The 16,186-nt window shown below is 62.1% G+C and carries 17 protein-coding genes and 1 tRNA gene; 6 read left to right on the top strand and 12 right to left on the bottom strand.

Annotated elements, in window-relative coordinates; genetic code table 11:
* The first annotated feature begins 70 nt into the window (after window positions 1–70).
* Entirely contained in the window at window positions 71–274 is a 204-nt protein-coding gene (locus PQR42_RS30265; RefSeq protein ID WP_007180251.1) for a cold-shock protein, read from the top strand.
* Window positions 275–385: 111 nt separating this feature from the next.
* Here the strand turns inward: PQR42_RS30265 and PQR42_RS30260 are convergent, their stop codons facing one another.
* Complete coding sequence (locus tag PQR42_RS30260; protein WP_408388760.1) at window positions 386–1,636, bottom strand: Hsp70 family protein; 1,251 nt, start codon at window positions 1,634–1,636, stop codon at window positions 386–388.
* Between the two features lie 188 nt (window positions 1,637–1,824).
* Here PQR42_RS30260 and PQR42_RS30255 point away from each other — a divergent pair, with 188 nt between their 5' ends.
* Window positions 1,825–3,300 carry an MFS transporter gene (locus PQR42_RS30255; RefSeq protein WP_408388758.1) on the top strand — a complete coding sequence of 492 codons (1,476 nt, stop codon included), beginning with the start codon at window positions 1,825–1,827 and terminating at the stop codon, window positions 3,298–3,300.
* A 54-nt stretch (window positions 3,301–3,354) separates the two neighbouring features.
* Here PQR42_RS30255 and PQR42_RS30250 read toward each other — a convergent pair whose 3' ends face one another.
* Both PQR42_RS30250 and PQR42_RS30245 read right to left on the bottom strand, forming a co-directional pair.
* Window positions 3,355–3,948 (bottom strand): nitroreductase family protein, encoded by a 594-nt coding sequence (locus PQR42_RS30250; protein WP_408215386.1) that lies wholly within the window; start codon window positions 3,946–3,948, stop codon window positions 3,355–3,357.
* Between the two features lie 178 nt (window positions 3,949–4,126).
* Window positions 4,127–5,410 (bottom strand): MFS transporter, encoded by a 1,284-nt coding sequence (locus PQR42_RS30245; protein WP_408215383.1) that lies wholly within the window; start codon window positions 5,408–5,410, stop codon window positions 4,127–4,129.
* A gap of 154 nt (window positions 5,411–5,564) precedes the next feature.
* On the opposite strand from PQR42_RS30245, the gene PQR42_RS30240 reads away from it, so the two are divergent.
* Together PQR42_RS30240 and PQR42_RS30235 are read left to right on the top strand one after the other, a co-directional pair.
* Window positions 5,565–6,215 (top strand): TetR/AcrR family transcriptional regulator, encoded by a 651-nt coding sequence (locus PQR42_RS30240; RefSeq protein WP_408388756.1) that lies wholly within the window; start codon window positions 5,565–5,567, stop codon window positions 6,213–6,215.
* 95 nt (window positions 6,216–6,310) lie between these two features.
* Window positions 6,311–6,865, top strand: a complete 555-nt coding sequence (locus PQR42_RS30235) for a DUF1415 domain-containing protein (RefSeq protein ID WP_408388754.1) — start codon at window positions 6,311–6,313, stop codon at window positions 6,863–6,865.
* A gap of 45 nt (window positions 6,866–6,910) precedes the next feature.
* Here PQR42_RS30235 and PQR42_RS30230 read toward each other — a convergent pair whose 3' ends face one another.
* Window positions 6,911–7,753 (bottom strand): class I SAM-dependent methyltransferase, encoded by an 843-nt coding sequence (locus PQR42_RS30230; RefSeq protein ID WP_408388752.1) that lies wholly within the window; start codon window positions 7,751–7,753, stop codon window positions 6,911–6,913.
* 387 nt (window positions 7,754–8,140) lie between these two features.
* Here PQR42_RS30230 and PQR42_RS30225 point away from each other — a divergent pair, with 387 nt between their 5' ends.
* The gene (locus PQR42_RS30225) at window positions 8,141–8,461 is read left to right on the top strand and encodes a type II toxin-antitoxin system HicA family toxin (RefSeq protein ID WP_012434486.1); all 321 of its coding nucleotides are present in this window, start codon (window positions 8,141–8,143) and stop codon (window positions 8,459–8,461) included.
* A gap of 94 nt (window positions 8,462–8,555) precedes the next feature.
* Here PQR42_RS30225 and PQR42_RS30220 read toward each other — a convergent pair whose 3' ends face one another.
* Entirely contained in the window at window positions 8,556–8,765 is a 210-nt protein-coding gene (locus PQR42_RS30220; RefSeq protein WP_408215372.1) for a DUF1059 domain-containing protein, read from the bottom strand.
* Window positions 8,766–9,147: 382 nt separating this feature from the next.
* Here PQR42_RS30220 and PQR42_RS30215 point away from each other — a divergent pair, with 382 nt between their 5' ends.
* Complete coding sequence (locus tag PQR42_RS30215) at window positions 9,148–10,428, top strand: TIGR03862 family flavoprotein (protein ID WP_408388750.1); 1,281 nt, start codon at window positions 9,148–9,150, stop codon at window positions 10,426–10,428.
* A 43-nt stretch (window positions 10,429–10,471) separates the two neighbouring features.
* Here the strand turns inward: PQR42_RS30215 and PQR42_RS30210 are convergent, their stop codons facing one another.
* From PQR42_RS30210 to petA, 7 genes are all read right to left on the bottom strand, one after another.
* Window positions 10,472–11,596, bottom strand: a complete 1,125-nt coding sequence (locus PQR42_RS30210) for a methyltransferase (protein ID WP_408388748.1) — start codon at window positions 11,594–11,596, stop codon at window positions 10,472–10,474.
* 392 nt (window positions 11,597–11,988) lie between these two features.
* Window positions 11,989–12,064: transfer RNA gene (locus tag PQR42_RS30205), tRNA-Thr, on the bottom strand.
* A 19-nt stretch (window positions 12,065–12,083) separates the two neighbouring features.
* Complete coding sequence (locus PQR42_RS30200; protein WP_408215365.1) at window positions 12,084–12,593, bottom strand: ClpXP protease specificity-enhancing factor; 510 nt, start codon at window positions 12,591–12,593, stop codon at window positions 12,084–12,086.
* Between the two features lie 69 nt (window positions 12,594–12,662).
* Window positions 12,663–13,274, bottom strand: a complete 612-nt coding sequence (locus tag PQR42_RS30195; protein WP_006052302.1) for a glutathione S-transferase N-terminal domain-containing protein — start codon at window positions 13,272–13,274, stop codon at window positions 12,663–12,665.
* A 95-nt stretch (window positions 13,275–13,369) separates the two neighbouring features.
* Window positions 13,370–14,125, bottom strand: coding sequence for a cytochrome c1 (locus PQR42_RS30190; RefSeq protein WP_408388746.1), 756 nt, complete (start codon window positions 14,123–14,125; stop codon window positions 13,370–13,372).
* A 22-nt stretch (window positions 14,126–14,147) separates the two neighbouring features.
* Window positions 14,148–15,527: a cytochrome b gene (locus PQR42_RS30185; RefSeq protein ID WP_408215361.1), complete on the bottom strand. Its 1,380-nt coding sequence runs from the start codon at window positions 15,525–15,527 to the stop codon at window positions 14,148–14,150.
* The gene (gene petA / locus PQR42_RS30180; protein WP_012434493.1) at window positions 15,527–16,147 is read right to left on the bottom strand and encodes a ubiquinol-cytochrome c reductase iron-sulfur subunit; all 621 of its coding nucleotides are present in this window, start codon (window positions 16,145–16,147) and stop codon (window positions 15,527–15,529) included. Before petA ends, PQR42_RS30185 begins: the two co-directional genes overlap by 1 nt.
* Window positions 16,148–16,186 lie beyond the last annotated feature (39 nt).

The following is a 16,186-nucleotide window of genomic DNA, read 5'->3' as shown; positions in this document are numbered from 1 at the left end:
TACCCCCTTCCTTGATTTTCATGCACCCTCTGGGCTTCGGCCTTATTTACCATCTTTAGGAACAAGTAATATGGAAACCGGTACCGTCAAGTGGTTCAATGACGCAAAGGGCTTTGGCTTCATCACGCCGGACGGCGGCGGCGAAGATCTGTTCGCGCATTTCTCGGAAATCCGCACGGAAGGCTTCAAGACGCTGCAAGAAAACCAAAAGGTTACGTTTGAAGTGAAGACGGGCCCGAAGGGCAAGCAAGCTGCTAACATCAAGCCGGTGTAAGCAACACGCTTCCTTCTGGACGCAAAAAAACCCCGCCTCGGCGGGGTTTTTTTATATGCGTCGCCATTGCGAATGGTGATTATCTTCGCAGTATGCGGTTGGTGATTCCGGTTATCCGAATAGTCGCCGCGCGTGAATACCGAGTCCAGTCGCGACACTCGCAAGCCGGTCGCCGAATACTGCTTTAGCATCCGGAAATGCCGCCGCTAATGCGCCCGATAGAAACGCCAATCCGGTCGAACCGCCCGTAAAGTAAATCGCGTTGACGTCGCGTGTCGCGACGCCGGCCGCCTGCACCGTGTCGCGCGCCGCCTGCACGATGCGCAGCGTTTCGTCCTGGCCGGCCTTGATGAGTTGCGCCTCGTCGAACGCGAGGCGCAGGTCGTCTTCCACCTCGTCGAGGTCGATCACGGTCTCTCCGCCCGCCGCCACGCCGATCTTCGCCTCTTCCGCGTGCGCCGCCAGCGCATGACCCAAGCGGCGGTCCACGACGCGCATCAGGCGGTCGTGATGCTTGGCCTCGGTGAACAGGTGCCGCATCAGCGCGAGTTCGCTGACGCGCTTCGGGGCGTACACCGTGTTGATCAGATGCCAGGTCGCCAGATCGAAATAGATCCGGTTGGGAATCTCGCGGCCTTCCGGGTCCAGCGTCTGATAACCCATTTCGCGCAGGATCGTCGCCAGTTCCACGCGACGGTCGAAATCCGTACCGGCGACGTGCACGCCGTGGTGCGCCAGCACGTCGTCCTTGCGCTCGACGCGCTTCATCCGCTCCGGCCCGACCCGCACCAGCGAAAAGTCCGAGGTACCGCCGCCGATGTCGGCCACCAGCACGAGCCCTTCTTCCGTCAGATGCGATTCGTAGTCGAACGCGGCCGCGATCGGCTCATACTGAAAGTGGATTTCCCGCAGGCCGACCGAGCGCGCGGCGGCTTCGAGCTGCTGCTGCGCCATCTGATCGGCGCGCGGGTCGTCGTCGACGAAAAACACCGGGCGGCCCAGCACCGCGCGATTGATTGGACCGCCGACGCTTTTTTCCGCCGAGCGCTTGAGGTGATCGACGAAGATCGCGATCACATCCGTGTATTTGATCGCGGAGCCGTCGCCGAGATCGGTGGAGTTCTCGGCGAGCGGCGAGCCGAGAATGCTCTTCATCGAGCGCATCAGGCGGCCGTCGAAGCCGTCAATGTAGGCTGCGAGCGCCGCCCGCCCGAATTCGCGGGTGTTTTCGTCGGTATTGAAAAAGACCGAGGTGGGCAGCGTCGTGTAGACACCCTCGACCGGCGCGAGCTTGAGCGCACCGCCGTCAGGAACGGCCACAGCCGAGTTGGAAGTACCGAAGTCAATCGCGCAATAGTTCATGGCAGGAATCGCCGCTCACGGCTGGCGCGGACAGAAAGGGGAGCGGCTTTGTAACACGAAAGCCCAATAGGCATCAACTGACGCTTAGGCACGCTCCAGATAATGGAAAAATCCAGCTCAACGGAACGAATATTGCTCATTTTGACAGGATACGCCGCTAATTTTCGGAATTGGGGAGACTTCAAGCAATGAGCGCGCCGCCTACTGCCGCTGTACACGAAAAAAACGCCACCGTCGTCGAAACCGATCTGCCCTCGCGGCTCGATCGTCTGCCGTGGGGCCGGTTTCACTCGTTGCTCGTGATGGCGCTTGGCGTGACGTGGCTGCTCGACGGTCTGGAAGTCACGCTGGCGGGCGCGGTGGCGAGTGCGTTGAAGTCTAGTCCATCGTTGCACTTTACCAACGCCGACGTCGGTCTGGCCGGCAGCGCCTATATCGCCGGCGCGGTTCTCGGCGCGTTGGGGTTCGGCTGGCTGACTGACCGGCTCGGCCGCCGCAAGCTGTTTTTCATCACGCTCGCGCTGTATCTGGCAGCGACTGCGGCGACGGCGCTGTCGTGGAATCTGGCCAGCTTTCTGCTGTTTCGCTTCCTGACCGGCGCCGGGATCGGCGGTGAATACACGGCGATCAATTCGACGATCCAGGAATTCACGCCGGCGCGCTTGCGTGGCTGGACCGATCTCGGCATCAACGGCACGTTCTGGGTCGGTGCGGGGCTCGGCGCGGCCGGCTCGCTGGTGCTGCTCGATCCGCATCTGCTGCCAGCAGACTGGGGCTGGCGCGCCTGCTTCTTCATCGGCGCGGTGCTCGCGCTGGGGATCCTGCCGATGCGCATCTGGCTGCCCGAAAGCCCGCGCTGGCTGCTTACGCATGGCGACGAGCGCGACGCGCGCGCCATCGTCGAAGGCATCGAGACGCGCTTTCGCAACGAAGGCCACACGCTCTCCGACGACGACCTCACGCGCCTGCGCTTACGCGCTCGCGGACACACGCCGCTGCCCGAGGTATTCCATACGCTCTTCAACGTGCATCGACGGCGCGCGCTGGTCGGCCTGTCGCTAATGACCGCGCAGGCGTTCTTCTACAACGCGATCTTTTTCACCTACGCGCTAGTGCTCACCGATTTCTACCAAGTGCCGGGCGACCACATCGGCTGGTATCTGCTGCCCTTCGCGCTCGGCAATTTCCTCGGACCGCTGCTGCTCGGCCGACTCTTCGACGTGATCGGCCGGCGCAAGATGATCGCGGCGACTTACGCGATCTCCGGCATTCTGCTGACGTTGAGCGGTTACCTCTTCGAGCAAGAGAGGCTCACCGTTGTGACGCAGACAATCGCGTGGATGGTGATTTTCTTCTTCGCGTCGGCGGCCGCGAGTTCGGCTTATCTGACGGTCAGCGAGTCGTTTCCGGTGGAAATTCGCGCGCTGGCCATCGCGGTTTTCTACGCGTTTGGGACTGCGCTCGGCGGCATCGCCGGGCCGGCGTTCTTCGGCCGGCTGATCGACACGCATCAGCGCAGTCAGGTGTTTTCGGGCTATCTCGTCGGCTCAGGGCTGATGCTCGCGGCAGCGGTGATCGCGGCGATCTGGGGCGTGGATGCGGAGCGCAAGTCACTGGAGAGCGTGGCGACGCCGCTGTCGAGCGTCGCGGAGGACGCGGAATAAAAAACGCGCGGTTGTTGCCGCGCGTTCGACTTCAATACACCAATTGCAACCCGCTCAGAACGCCTTCTTCCAAGCGCCACCGTAGGCGATCTCCGCCAGCGGCAGACGCTGACGCACCGACTTCTCGCGCTCGCGCAACACCGGATCCAGCTTGTCGACGTCGCCGTAATGACCGAGCGAAATCATCGCGATCACCTCGACGTCGCTCGGCAGCTTGAATGCCGTGCGGAACGCGTTCGGGTCGAAACCGCTCATCTGGTGCGCGGCAAGTCCGAGCGCGTGCGCCTGCAATACCAACGCCATCGCCGCGGCACCCGCATCGTACGGCGCGCAGCGATTCACGTCGCCCTTATTGGTGAGCGTGTGCGTGGTCACCGCGATCAGCACCGGCGCCGGCGCATTCCAGCCCTGGTTGAACGGCACCAGTGTGGCAAAAGCCTGCTTGAACGAGACTTCATCGACGCTGCGGTCGAATACGAGAAAACGCCACGGCTGCGCGTTGTACGAAGACGGCGCCCAGCGTGCCGCTTCGAGCACGGCTTGCAGATGCTCGCGGCTCACCGGCTCGCTCGAATACGCGCGCGGGCTCCAGCGGCCTGCAATCAGCTCGTGAATGGCAATTGCGGTAGGGGCGGGTTTGTTGGTCATGCGCTTCTCTCGGTCGAAATTCATGATCGACGGGCAACTGCCCGGGGTCACATAGCATAACCGGGCTTCGGCGCGCGTGCGCCTACAAGCGAGCAGTTTGTTTAGCGCTGGCTGCGATAGCGAAACGGCCCCTTGCGGGGCCGTGGTTCTCGCGATGCCCGGATCGCGGCGTGGGGTTTTACGCCACCTGCGGTTCCGGCACTTTGGCGGGCCGGTTGATCCGCAACACGATCACCGCCGCCACGAGGCACAAGCCGCCGGAAATCATCGATGCCACCGTGTAGGTGCCGAGGCTCGCGCGCAGCATGCCCGCGCCGAGCGCCGCGAACGCCGCACCGAGCTGATGGCCGGCGACGACCCAGCCGAACACCACCGGCGCCGATTCCTTGCCGTAGACGTCGGTGGCCAGACGCACGGTCGGCGGCACGGTCGCGATCCAGTCCAAACCGTAGAACACGGCGAACAACGGCAGACCGAAGAAGTCGATGCCGAACGCGTGCGGCAGAAACATCAGCGACAAACCGCGCAGACCGTAGTACCAGAACAGCAGCACGCGGCTATTGAAGCGGTCCGACAGCCAGCCTGAGAGAGTCGTGCCGAATAGATCGAAGATGCCCATTGCGGCGAGCAGCGAGGCGCCCTGCACTTCCGTCATGCCGTAGTCGCCACACATCGCGATCAGATGGGTGCCGACATAGCCGTTGGTGCTCGCGCCGCAGATAAAGAAGCTGAAAAACAGCAGCCAGAAGTCGCGGGTCTTGCTCGCCATGGCGAGTGTGCCGAAGGCGATTGCCAGCGGATTCTGTTTGGTGACGGTGCTGTTGATGGGCGAATTGTGCGGCTCGCCGTACGGGCGCAGCTTCATGTCGGCCGGCCGTTCGGGCAATAGAAACGCAACCAGAGGAATCACGATCGCGGCCGCGATGGCAACGACCCATACCACTTGCCGCCAGCCGTGGTGCTCGGCGATGGCCGCGAGCATCGGCAGGAACACCAGTTGGCCGGTCGCTGAACTCGCCGTGAGAATGCCCATGACGAGGCCACGCCGCGTGGTGAACCAGCGCGTGACCACCGTCGCCGACAGCGACAGCGCCGCGACGCCCGTCGAGCCGCCGACCATCACGCCCCAGATCAGCACCATCTGCCACGGGTGCGTCATCAGCGACGACAGCGCCACGCCTGCCGCCATCGTCCCAAGCGCGGCCAGCAGCGTGGGGCGCACGCCGAAACGTTGCATCGCCGCCGCCGCGAACGGTCCCATCAGACCATACAGCGCGATGTTCACGGAGATCGCCAATGAAATCGTTGCGCGACTCCAGCCAAATTGATGCTCGAGCGGCACCATCATCACGCTTGGGGTGGCGCGCGTGCCGGCCGCCGCCAGCAGTACCAGAAACACCACCGCGACGGTTAACCAGCCGTAGTGGAAACGTCCGCCAATCAGTCTCGCTGCCCAGTTCATCGGCTCTCCAATCGACACCTGCTCCGCAGGCGACGCCGCTAATATTGTTACGCGTTCGGTAAAGGACTTGTGACAGATCAGTCACAATAGGTGTTGCGATCTTAGTTACTGATCGGTAACATGTCAAGGCGTTAATTGAGTTCAGGTGGCCATCATGTCCGACAGTGAATCCCTCAAACCGTCCGCGGCCCGGCGCACGCGCGGCGCGCAGACCGCCGGACCGCAGGCGCAACAGCACTTGCTCCGTGCCGCGGACGAGCTGTTCTATCGCGAGGGTGTGCGAGCCGTCGGCGTGGACGCGGTGGTCGAGCGCGCCGGCGTGAACAAGATGAGCTTGTACCGGCAGTTCTCGTCGAAGGACGAACTGGTCATGGCCTATCTGGAGCGCAAGGACGAGCAGTTCTTCGCCTACGTGGAGAGGAGCTTCGCCAAACATCCTGGCGAGCCGGCCCGGCAGCTTCAGCAATATTTCGACGACCTCGCGGTGCGCGCGTCCGTGGATGATTATCGCGGCTGTCCGTTTGTGAACGTGTCGGTGGAGTTTCCGGATGCGGCGCATCCGGCGCGGCAGTTCGTGTTTCACAACAAGGCGCGGTTGATGGCGCGGCTCACGGAACTGACGACGGCAGCAGGCGCCGATGATCCGGTCGCGTTGGCTAATGCGCTCGGTTTGATGATCGAAGGCGTGTATGCGGCCAGCCAGACGTACGGCCCCGGTTGCGGGCCTATTCTGGCCGCGCCGAAAGTCGCCGCGCAGTTGATCGCCGCTGCGTGCGGCGCGGCGGCGGCGTCGTCGACTGACTGACTGAATTTTCTGCTTTGCGGTTCTGTTTGCGCGAGGCGCGAATCGATGCCGATCCGCCCCGTTAAAATGGCGTTTTATCTCCCGTACCGCCTGCCATGTCGTTGTCCGCCGAATCCCACGATGCTGTCATCGCCGCTACTCGTCATTGGCTGACCGAGGCTGTGATCGGCCTCAACCTGTGTCCGTTCGCGAAGGCAGTCCACGTGAAAGGGCAGATTCGCTATGCCGTCAGCGATGCCACGGAAATGGAAAGTGTGCTGGCCGATCTGGAAACCGAGCTTCAGAGGCTGGTCGCAACCGACCCGAATGCCGTGGATACGACGCTTTTAATCGTGCCGCAGGCGCTCAGCGATTTTCTCGACTACAACGACTGCCTGTTTTTCGCCGAACGCATGCTCAAGCAGCTTCGGCTGGAAGGCATCGTTCAGATCGCCAGCTTTCACCCTCTTTATCAGTTTGAAGACAGCGGCCCTGACGATATCGAGAACTACACGAATCGCGCGCCGTATCCGATTTTGCATCTGCTGCGCGAGGACAGCATCGAACGCGCGGTTCAGGCTTTTCCCGATGCCGAAGAGATTTACGAGCGGAATCAGCAAACGCTCCGGCGAATCGGCCTGGCCGGCTGGAATGCGTTGATGAAGCGCTGATTTACGCAGCGGCTCGCACCGAACCACCGCGCGACGCCGCCCGAATCAGGCTGAAACAAAAAACCGTTCCTTCAGTTCCTCGATCCCGAGCGTTTCCATCACCTCGTTCAAGCGCTCGGCCGGCCGGCGCCTCGGCAAATCCTTGTACTGGGCGATGATGAGTTCATTCTTCATGGAATGCTCCCAACCCACCAGCTCGGTCACGCTGACCTGATACCCGTGCGCTTCGAGCTGCAAACACCGCAGCACGTTCGTGATCTGGCTCCCGAACTCCCGCGTGTGCAACGGATGCCGCCACATCTCCGTCAAGGCGTTCGCGAGAGATTTGCCCTTGTTCTGCCGCAACACCCCTGCCACCTCGGCCTGGCAACAAGGCACGACCACGATGTACTTCGCCTTCTTCTCGAGCGCGAAGCGCAGCGCGTCGTCGGTCGCGGTATTGCAGGCGTGCAGCGCCGTGACAATATCGATCTGGGCCGGCAAACGGTCCGACGTGATCGAGTCCGCCACCGACAGATTCAGAAACGACATGCCCGTAAAACCCAGCCGGCCAGCCAGTTCCTCCGACTTCGCGACGAGCTCCTCGCGCGTCTCAATGCCGTAGATGTGTGACGCACCGCCCGCATCTTCCTGAAACTCCTTGAAGAAAAGGTCGTACAGGATAAAACCTAGATAGGACTTGCCCGCGCCGTGGTCGACGAGGGTCACGGCGCCCTGTTTGTCCTTGAGGTCTTTGAGCAGCGGCTCGATGAACTGGAACAGGTGATAGACCTGTTTCAGTTTGCGGCGGCTGTCCTGGTTCATCTTGCCGTCGCGCGTGAGGATGTGAAGCTCCTTAAGCAACTCGACGGATTGGTTCGGACGGATTTCGTGCGTTTTGCTGGACATCGGGGGAAATCGCCAAGAATTGCAACGTGAACGTGCGACAGATGACGGAAAAAGGGAAAAGTTGCTGCCAGTTTACCCAAAGTGCGGCTTGCTGACCGAAGGAGCCGCGCGAAGCATGTCAGAAAGAGCATCAACTGGAACACTTCCTGCTCAAAAAGCGTCACGCGGAAGGTTCCAGAAAGGCGCAAAAAGCATAGCTTGCGTAACGGCCGGCCCCGATGGTGCCGGGCCGTGCCGCCTATAACAACGGGCTGCGGCCGTGGCTTTCACCACGCGAACCGAATGCATGTGGGGAGGACGGTCCCGGAACACGGGCCGAACGTTACGTAACCAGCAGCGCGCCGAGACGTCAAGCGGACGCGCGCTCGGAAAATAGAAGAGGCGGCAATGGATACGGTACCCAACGGAAACGTCGAACAGAAATTTCAGGAAATGCTGGCGAAGCTCATCGCCACCCCGGCATGGTCCGAGAAGCAGCAACTTGAACTGGAAATGGCCCGCGACATCTCGACGGAAATGCTCCGTCTGGCCGAAGTCATGCGCGACGGCAGCGTGGACATGGAAACCTGCCTGACCATGCTCAAGTACGCGAAAGTGCTCGACTTCGTCATGACTACGCTCGCATCGCGGCGCGATATCAAACCGCAGACGCTGCGGGTCATCTTCAAGCTCGCCGGGCTCAAGGTGGACGAGGCGTACCCCGGCTAAGACATAGTTCAACGATGCTGCGACCCGCGCGGGCGGCAAGACGCCGCTCGCGCGGGTCGCTCGTTCTGTAGCTCCCCCAACAAAAGACGGCAGCTCACGCGCTCGGCGCTTCGACCGGTGGCGTGCCGTCGTGAAAGAGCGTCTTAAGTTGCGAGCGCAGTTCCGGCGAATCCGCATGTTTGTGCACAGCGACCGCATGCTGCACGGCGGCGTCGAGCAATTCGCTCTCGCTGTCGGCAGATAGGGCGACGGTGCAGTTCATTTCGCTCGGGAACTCACGGCAATCGATGTATTTGCGGGACATGGCAGTCTCCTTGATCCAGATGACGTTCAGACATCCACGCAGGCAGCAGACGCGCGGACCACATCGCCGGCCGTGACACGCCGGCTCCGATAGCGCGGATAGCGCCGGGTGGCAGGGAAGACGGCGAGTTGGTATGACGCAAGGAAGACGCGCACGGCGTCCGATGGAAGGTGTCTGAAAAGTATAGATCGCGCCGGTCGATAACGAAGCCGCCGACGCAATCCAGGCGGATGCAGGACCGCCTGAACCCAGCCTTTTTCGGCCTGCCGGCCCGCTCGCGCGTTTGCCCTGCGCTGCCCGCGGTGTGAAAATAGCGCCCTTCGCGCCGCCGGATCATCCGAACCGCCGGCGCGCCGCCTCTTCCGCTCATCCGCAGGCCCGCATGTCATCCTCATTCGATTCCGCCCGCGTCGCCGTGATCGGCGGCGGCCCCGCCGGCTTGATGGCCGCCGAGGCGCTCGCCCAGCAAGGCGTGCAGGTCGACGTCCATGACGCCATGCCGTCGGTCGGCCGCAAATTCCTGATGGCGGGCAAAGGCGGCATGAACATCACGCATTCGGAGCCGCTTGAGCCGTTCCTCGGCCGCTACGGCGCGCGCCGAGAGCAGATTGCGCCGCTCGTGCAAGCCTTCGATCCCGACGCCTTGCGCGCGTGGCTGCATGCGCTGGGCGTGGGGACGTTCGTCGGCAGTTCGGGGCGCGTTTTTCCGACCGACATGAAAGCCGCGCCGATGCTGCGTGCGTGGTTGCATCGACTGCGCGAGGCGGGCGTGCGTTTTCACATGCGCCACAAGTGGACCGGCTGGGATACCGAAGCTGGCGAAGCCGCCACGCATACGCTCCGTTTCGCGACGCCCGACGGCGAACGAACCCTGACCTTCGACGCCGTCGTGTTCGCGCTGGGCGGCGCAAGCTGGCCGCGGCTTGGATCGGATGCCGCCTGGGTCCCGCTGATGGCCTCGCGCGACGTGCCGGTGACGCCCTTGCTGCCCGCGAACTGCGGCTTCGACGCGGACTGGAGCCCCTATCTGCGAGAGCGTTTCGCGGGTCAACCTGTCAAGCCGGTGGCCATCGCGCTCTCCGGCGTAGACAATAGAGTCCACAATCGACAAGGTGAAATACTTCTGACCGAAACGGGCCTCGAAGGGAGTCTGATTTATGCTTTGTCGGCCGTGATCCGGGAGCGGATTCTGACCGACGGCGATGTCACGATCGCGCTGGATCTGGCGCCGGGCTTGGCTTTGGAGCGGGTCGTCGCGGAAGTCACGCGACCACGCGGCTCACGCTCGATGTCGAGCCACCTGCACGGCAGAATCGGAATTGGCGGAGTGAAACTGGCTCTGCTGCACGAGATTTTGTCGAAAGAAGCCTTCGCCGACGCCAATGGCCTAGCGCACGCCATCAAGGCGCTGCCCGTGCGGCTCACGCGCGCCCGACCGATCGCGGAAGCGATCAGCACCGCCGGCGGTATTCCCTTCGAGGCGCTCGACGAGCACTTGATGATTGAGCGCCTGCCCGGCGTCTTCTGCGCGGGCGAGATGCTCGACTGGGAAGCGCCGACGGGCGGTTACCTGCTCACCGCCTGCTTTGCCAGCGGCCTCGCGGCAGGGCGTGGCGCGGCTGCGTATGTCGGCAAGATCAAAGGTCGCGGCGCGTTGGCGTGACGTACCGCTCTCGCTTAAAAGCGAGAGCAGCGCATCTCACCGCTTATCGAGCCTTCAAACGCCACAGCGACGTCACTTCGGCCATGCGCGCCGTATGCAGCGCATCGGTTTCATCGGTCGACTTCGGGTGTCGCGGACGAATATCCTCGCGACCCACCACGGTCAAACCAGCCGTGTCGATGGCGGCAAGCAGGAAGTCGCGCGTGCGCAAGCCGAGATGCTCGGCGAAATCCGACATGATCAGCCAGCCCTCTCCGCCCGGCGACAGATGCTCCGCCAAGCCGTTCAGGAAACCGAGCAGCATGCGGCTTTCCGGATCGTAGATCGCGTACTCGATCGGCGAGGCGGGCCTGGCCGGCACCCACGGCGGATTGCAGACCACCAGCGGCGCGCGGCCTTCCGGAAACAGATCGGCCTGCACGACCTCGACCTGCTGGTCATAGCCGAGACGCGTCAGGTTCTCGCGTGCACAAGCGAGCGCGCGCGGATCCTGATCGGTAGCGATGATTTTCTTCACGCCGCGTTTGGCGAGCAGCGCGGACAACACGCCCGTGCCGGTGCCGATATCGAACGCCTTGTTCAACGAAGGCAGCGGCGTGCGCGCGACGAGATCCACGTACTCGCCGCGCACCGGCGAAAACACGCCGTAGTGCGGATGAATCCGGTCACCCAGCGCGGGAATCTCGACGCCCTTCTTGCGCCACTCGTGCGCGCCGATCATGCCGAGCAGTTCGCGCAGCGACACGACGGAGAGCTCGTCAGTGGACGGTCCGTACGTCTCGATGCAGGCTTGCTGAACATCTGGCGCGCGGCGCAGCGGAATAGCGTACGCGGCGTCGAGCGGAATCAGGATCATGCCGAGCGTGCGCGCGCGTTGCGACTGCGCCTGCCGATGCAGATTGAATGCGTCGATCGGCGTTTCGCCGTGCTTGCGAGGTTTGCGCTCCAGCCGGCGCGTCACCGCTTGCAGCAGTTGTCGAGCGTTCTGGAAGTCGCCGTTCCATAGCAGCGCCGTCCCTTCGCACGCGAGTCGGTAGGCAGAGTCAGCGGTGGTGCGGTCGTCCGCGACGATGACGCGCTTGGGCGGCGGCACGGCCGCTTCGGAACGCCAACGCGCGGAGCGGGGGCCGTCGGCTTCGGGCCAGGTGATGGTTGCAGGGCTGGTCATATGAGGTGGGATCGGTGTTGCGGGAGCGACGCGCTGAAAAGCCGCGTCATCGGGGGCATTGCCCGCCGGAGTACTGGATAGCGTGGCCGACTGACGCCCGAATAGTACCTCTGTCGTCCGGGTTCGCGGTGCGCTATTCGTCGGCGGGGACGGGTGAAGCGCGTTATCTGCCGGCCTCGGCGGGCAAACGTGGACTCAAAAGTCCACAATCGACAAGGTGAAAGAGATATGGTGATTTTGGACCGCTTCACGGCTCACCGATCCTTCATGAAGCCGGTTCTTTTTGCAGGCTGAAGGGCCGTGCAGCGGGCCGGACACGGCGTCTTAATCAATCAGCGCGCACCAATGAAAAACGGGGTTTCTGACTGAACAGAAACCCCGTTTAGTACAACTGGTGCCGGCTGCAGGACTCGAACCCGCCACCTCATGATTACAAGTCAAGCGCTCTACCTGATGAGCTAAGCCGGCATGAGGCCGTGATTCTACTTCATTTTACGATCTTGAGGCGAGCCCTTCCGCCGCCTTTCGATCCGTCGTCGTCAGGCTGCGGACCGTCCGCCTCGCTATCCGCTTTGGCGGTGGCGGCGTCCGTCGCCGGCGCCGTTTCGACCACGCGTGGCGCGGGCGCTTCGGTCTCGTCCGCCACTTCCGCGTCGGCGCCCGAATCCTGCGCTTCACCGCCCGTCGACTCGACCGGGAACGCCATGCCCTGGCCATTTTCGCGCGCGTAAATCGCGAGAATATTGGCGATCGGCACCTCGATCTTGTGCGACTTGCCGGAGAAACGCGCGCTGAACTCGATCCACTCGTTGCCCATCTGCAGCTGGCTGGTCGCCTCGAAGCTGATGTTCAACACGATTTCGTTGTCGCGCACAAACTGACGCGGCACGCGCGTCTGATTGTCGACCCGGACCGCAATGTGCGGCGTATAGCCGTTATCCGTGCACCACTCGTAGAGCGCGCGCAGCAGGTAAGGCTTGGTGGAAATCTCTTGCATCAACAGTCCTCTAACCGGGCGCGGGCCCGCGCTCAGTCAACCGCGCGGCGCCCTCGCCCCCAAAGCCAATCAACGACGCATCACCTTTTCCGAAGGCGTCAGCGCTTCGATATAAGCCGGGCGGCTGAAAATGCGCTCGGCGTACTTCATCAGCGGTGCGGCGTTCTTCGACAGCTCGATGCCGTAGTGATCCAGACGCCACAGCAACGGCGCGATCGCGACGTCGAGCATCGAGAACTCTTCGCCGAGCATGTACTTGTTCTTCAGGAAGATCGGCGCGAGTTGCGTCAGACGATCGCGAATCGCGAGACGGGCCTTCTCGTGATTCTTCTCGGCGGCCTTGCCCTTTTCGTTTTCGAGCGTGCCGACGTGAACGAACAATTCCTTCTCGAAGTTCAGCAGGAACAGGCGGGCGCGGGCGCGCTGAACCGGATCGGCCGGCATCAGTTGCGGATGCGGGAAGCGCTCGTCGATATACTCGTTGATGATGTTCGATTCGTACAGAATCAGGTCCCGTTCGACGAGAATCGGCACCTGACCATACGGATTCATCACGGCGATGTCTTCCGGCTTGTTAAACAGGTCGACGTCGCGGATCTCGAAGTCCATGCCCTTTTCGAACAACACCAGCCGGCAGCGCTGGGAGAACGGGCAAGTTGTGCCGGAATACAGAACCATCATGTTTACGTTTCCTCAAAAAGCTGAAAGGCCAGCGCGCGGAAAAACCGTCCAACAGGTTTTTCCTGGCGCCGGCCCCACGCCGGGTGACGGCGTGATTATTTGATATGTTTCCAGTACGCGGCGTTCAATCGCCAGGCGAAAAAGCTCAGGATACCGAGGAACAACAGCACCCACACGCCAAGCTGCTTGCGGGTTTTCTGGGTCGGTTCGGACATCCATGACAGGTACGACACGAGGTCGGCCACAGCAGAATCATAATCTACCGGCGACATCGTCCCCGGAGTGACCTGCTGGAAGCCGACAAATTTGTGTACCGTCTCGCCAGTTTTTTCGTCGGTTTCGTCACCGAACTTCGCGGTGCGTTGCCCCTGAAGCTGCCACAGCACGTGAGGCATGCTCACGTTTTCATACACCAGATTGTTCCAGCCGGTCGGCCGCGTATTGTCGCGGTAAAAGCTGCGCAAATACGTGTACAGCCAATCCTTGCCGCGCGCTCGCGCTTCCACCGACAAATCCGGCGGACTCGCGCCGAACCACGCTTGCGCGTCGTCCGGGCGCATCGCCACGGTCATGGTGTTGCCGACTTTATCCGTGGTGAACAGCAGGTTCGCCTGAATTTCGTTCGGCGTGATGCCGATGTCGGTCAGGCGGTTGTAGCGCATCAGGTTCGCGCTGTGGCAATTCAGGCAGTAGTTTACAAACAATCGCGCGCCGTGCTGCAAGGAAGCGAAATTCTCCGCGTTATCCGGCGCGCGGTCGAGAGGGAAATTCTCGTCCGCGTAAGCCGGAGCGGCCAGCACCGCGAGCAGTGTCGCGCCGATCAGCGCGCACTTCGTAAGCAGTTTCTTCATTTCGTGTTCTCCTGGCTCGCGATTAGTGAGGCTTGAACCGCACCCGTTCGGGCGGCTGCTTGAACGTGCCAAGCCGCGTCCAGAACGGCATACCGAGGAAAAACGCGAAGTAGATCAGCGCACAGACCTGCGCGATCAACGTGGCGGCCGGCGACGGCGGTTTCGTGCCGAGGAAAGCCAACGTCAGGAACGCGGCCACGAAGATGCCGTAGAACACCTTGTGAAAGAACGGCCGGTAACGGATCGACTTGACCGGCGAGCGGTCAAGCCACGGCAGGAAGAACAGCGACACCACCGCGCTGCCCATCACCACCACACCCCAGAACTTCGACTCGGTGAACGCCATGGCCAGAATCACCAGCACCGCGAGCACCGGCAGGCCGAGCTTCCACTTGCCACGCGCGCGCACCAGCGCGAGCAGGCCGAGCAGCCCGATCACGACCATCAGCACGATCTTGAACGGATCGGTAGTGGCGCGCAGCATCGCGTAGAAGGCCGTGAAGTACCACACCGGGGCGATTTCAGGCGGCGTCTGCAGCGGGTTGGCCGGCACGAAGTTGTTCGCTTCGAGGAAGTAGCCGCCCATCTCCGGCGCGAAGAAAATGATCGCCGCGAAGATCAGCAGGAACACCGTCACGCCCATGAAATCGTGCACCGAGTAGTACGGGTGGAACGGGATGCCGTCGAGCGGAATGCCGTCCGGGTCCTTCTTCGCCTTGATTTCGATGCCGTCCGGATTGTTCGACCCAACCTCGTGCAGCGCGACCAGGTGAGCGACCACCAGACCGATCAGCACCAGCGGAATCGCGATCACGTGAAACGCGAAGAAGCGGTTCAGGGTCACGTCCGAGACCACATAGTCGCCGCGAATCCACAGCGACAGATCCGGCCCGATGAACGGAATCGCCGAGAACAGGTTCACGATCACCTGCGCGCCCCAGAACGACATCTGGCCCCACGGCAGCAGATAGCCGAAAAACGCTTCGGCCATCAGGCACAGGAAAATCGCGCAGCCGAAAATCCACACCAGTTCGCGCGGCTTGCGGTACGAGCCGTACATGAGCCCGCGGAACATATGCAGATACACGACGACGAAAAACATCGAGGCGCCCGTGGAGTGCATATAGCGGATCAGCCAGCCCCACGGCACCTCGCGCATGATGTACTCGACCGACGAGAACGCGAGCGTCGCGTCGGGCTTGTAGTTCATGGTGAGGAAGATGCCGGTGACGATCTGGTTGACCAGCACCAGCAGCGCAAGCGAACCGAAGAAGTACCAGAAGTTGAAGTTCTTCGGCGCGTAGTACTCGGAAACGTGCTTCTTCCAGGTGGAAGTCAGCGGAAAGCGCCGGTCGATCCAGCCGACCAGCCCGGTCGTCTCTACTTCGTGTTCGATCGCCATTACGCTTCTCCTTTCTCGTCCTTGCCGATCACGAGGCCGGTGGCCGAGGTGAACATGTAAGGCGGGATGTCGAGGTTCTGCGGCGCAGGTTTGTTCTTGAAGACGCGGCCGGCCATGTCATAGGTCGAGCCGTGGCAAGGGCACAGGAAGCCGCCTGGCCAGTCGTCTGGAAGATTGGGCTGCGCGCCCTCCTGGAAGCGCGGCGTCGGCGTACAGCCCAGATGGGTGCACACGGCGACGGCGACGAAAAGGTTCTTGTGGTCGGTGCGTGAACGGAACTCGTTGTTGCAGTACTCCGGCAACGGCATCGAAAAAGGATTCTTGGTGTGGGGATCCGCTACTTCGTTATCGGCTTTCTGGACATCGGCGAGCATTCTGTCGGTGCGGTTGATGATCCACACCGGCTTACCACGCCAGGCAACGGTCTTCATGTCGCCGGGCTTGAGATCACTGATATCGACTTCGACCGGGGCACCTGCTGCCTTGGCCTTTTCAGATGGTGCAAACGAACTAACAAAGGGTACGACAGTGGCAACGCCTCCTATGCCACCTGCTACGGTCGTCGCTATCAGCCAGGTACGGCGGCTGCCGTCGACGCGTTCATCTTCCTTGTCTCGCATCACACGCCCCACTTCTGAGTTGGATTTTTCCTTCACGTC

It is taken from the genome of Paraburkholderia sediminicola (assembly GCF_046027355.1).
Taxonomy (GTDB): domain Bacteria; phylum Pseudomonadota; class Gammaproteobacteria; order Burkholderiales; family Burkholderiaceae; genus Paraburkholderia; species Paraburkholderia sediminicola_B.
The sequence above is the reverse complement of the archived record's forward strand: the minus strand, read 5'-3'. Positions and strand labels throughout refer to the sequence as shown.